This is a genomic window from Nguyenibacter vanlangensis (assembly GCF_013376155.1).
Lineage (GTDB): Bacteria > Pseudomonadota > Alphaproteobacteria > Acetobacterales > Acetobacteraceae > Gluconacetobacter > Gluconacetobacter vanlangensis.
Map to the genome: position 1 here is coordinate 1 of NZ_JABXXP010000516.1, position 2048 is coordinate 2048.

Annotated in this window: 2 protein-coding genes; one reads left to right on the forward strand and one right to left on the reverse strand. The window is 70.0% G+C overall.

Going from position 1 to position 2048, the window contains the following annotated elements; genetic code table 11:
* A partial coding sequence (locus HUK84_RS16050; protein ID WP_176641180.1) for an amidohydrolase family protein occupies positions 1-1169 on the reverse strand: 1169 nt, incomplete at its 3' end.
* A gap of 278 nt (positions 1170-1447) precedes the next feature.
* Between HUK84_RS16050 and HUK84_RS16055 the strand changes: the two genes are divergently transcribed.
* A complete protein-coding gene (locus HUK84_RS16055) occupies positions 1448-1981 on the forward strand; it encodes an SRPBCC family protein (protein ID WP_176641181.1) in 534 nt (177 codons plus the stop codon).
* Positions 1982-2048: the final 67 nt, after the last annotated feature.

A 2048-nucleotide genomic window follows, 5' to 3' on the forward strand; every position in this document is an offset into this window, starting at 1 on the left:
GCCACGTCCGACAGGTGCCAGATCACCAGGTCGGCACAGGCCCCGGGGCGCAGATGCCCGATCTCGTCCTCCCAGCCCAGGCAGGCCGCGCCGCCCCGCGTCGCCAGGTCCAGCGCGTCGCGCGCCGTCATCGCCGTCGGCCCGTTGCGATACCGGCCCAGCAGCATCGCCATGCGGGTCTCCAGCCACATCGACGCATGGTCGGTCGATGCCGACCCGTCACAGCCCAGCCCCACCCGCATGCCCAGCCGCCGCAGCCGCATCGCATCGGCCGACCCGCCGCCGATCATCATGTTCGAACACGGGCATTGCGCGCTGCACACCCCGGCATGGGCCAGCCGGCCGATCTCCGCCTCGGACGGATAGATGAAATGCGCTACCCAGGATCGCGGCCCGGCCCATCCCACGCGCTCGAAATATTCCACCGGCGTGCAGCCATAGATCTCGGCGCAATACCGGTCCTCGTCATGGTCCTCGGCCAGGTGGGTATGCAGCCGCAGGTCATGGGCCTCGGCCAGTCGCGCCGATTCCACCATGATCCGCTCGGAGACCGAGAACAGCGAGCACGGTGCCAGCGCCAGCCGCGTCATCGCCCCCGGCGCCGGATCGTGATAGGTCTCGGCCAGCCGCACGCTGTCCGCCAGGATCGTGTCCTCGTCCTGCACCACGCTGCGCGGCGGCAGCCCGCCATCCTCGACCGACCGGGTCATCGACCCCCGCGTGGCATAGAACCGGAACCCGATCTCCCGCGCCGCGCGGATCTGCGCGTCGATCAGAAGCGGGCGCGGATGGACATACATATGGTCCATCGACGTCGTGCAGCCGCCCATCAGCAATTCCGCGATCGCGACGAAGGTCGAGACATAGACCGACTCGTCCGTCAGCATCGCCCAGCGCGGATACAGCCCGCGCAGCCAGTCGAACAGGCTGGCGCTCGTCACGGGCGCGAAGGCCCGGGTCAGGTTCTGGTACATATGGTGGTGGGCGTTGATCAGCCCGGGCGTCACCAGCCGCCCCCTGGCCGAGATGACCCGCCGCGCCTCGGGCCGGTCCGCGCCCGCGCCCACGGCCTGCACCCGCCCGTCTTTGATGGCGATCCACCCGCCGGCGATCTCCCAGCCGCGATCGACATACAGGTACGCGTCATCGATCAGCAGGTCCGCAACCATGCCCCGTCTCCTCTCCCAACGCATGACGCCCACGGCCTGCGCCGTGCGATGCAATGCGCCCTGTCCCGGGAAGGCGTTCGGTCCGGATCGTCATCTGCACAAGGCAGAACGGGCAATCACCCGGATGTAGCGCCCCCGGCCGCACGGGCGCAAGCCCGGGCGGCCCACCTCAATGCGTGTCCCACCTCAATGCGTGTCCCACCTCACGCTTGCCCACCTCACGCTTGTCCGACGCTTCCGTCCCCTGCTATGCCGAACCCAGCCCCGGAGGCACCCGCATGACGCCCGACCGCATCGAAAAGCAGGTCATCCTGCCCGCCCCGCTCCAGGCGGTCTGGCATGCCGTCGCCGATGCCGGGCAGTTCGGCACCTGGTTCGGTGTCCGGTTCGACGGGCCGTTCGCCGCCGGCGCCACGGTGACGGGGCATATCGTCCCCACCCGCATGGACCCCGACATCGCCCGCCTGCAGCAACCCTACGCAGGCACCGCCTTCGCGCTCCAGGTCGACCAGATCGTCCCGATGCGGCGCATCGCCTTCCGCTGGCACCCGTTCGCCGTCGAACCCGGCATCGATTACACGGCCGAACCAATGACGCTGATCGTCTTCGCTCTCGAACCGGTCGCGGACGGCACCCGCCTCACCATCACCGAATCCGGCTTCGACCAGCTCCCGCCGGCGCGCCGCGCCCGCGCCTACGCGGCCAGTGACGGCGGCTGGACAATGCAGACCCGCCTGATCGCGACATACCTGGCCGGCGGCCCATCCGGCCCAAAGACAGGGCAGGCAACAACAGGGCAGGGGACGACGTGAACCGGCTCTCCCCCACCCCCGGCCCGCGCGGAACGCGGGCGGCGACCCGCGTGCTGGCCCTGCTGCT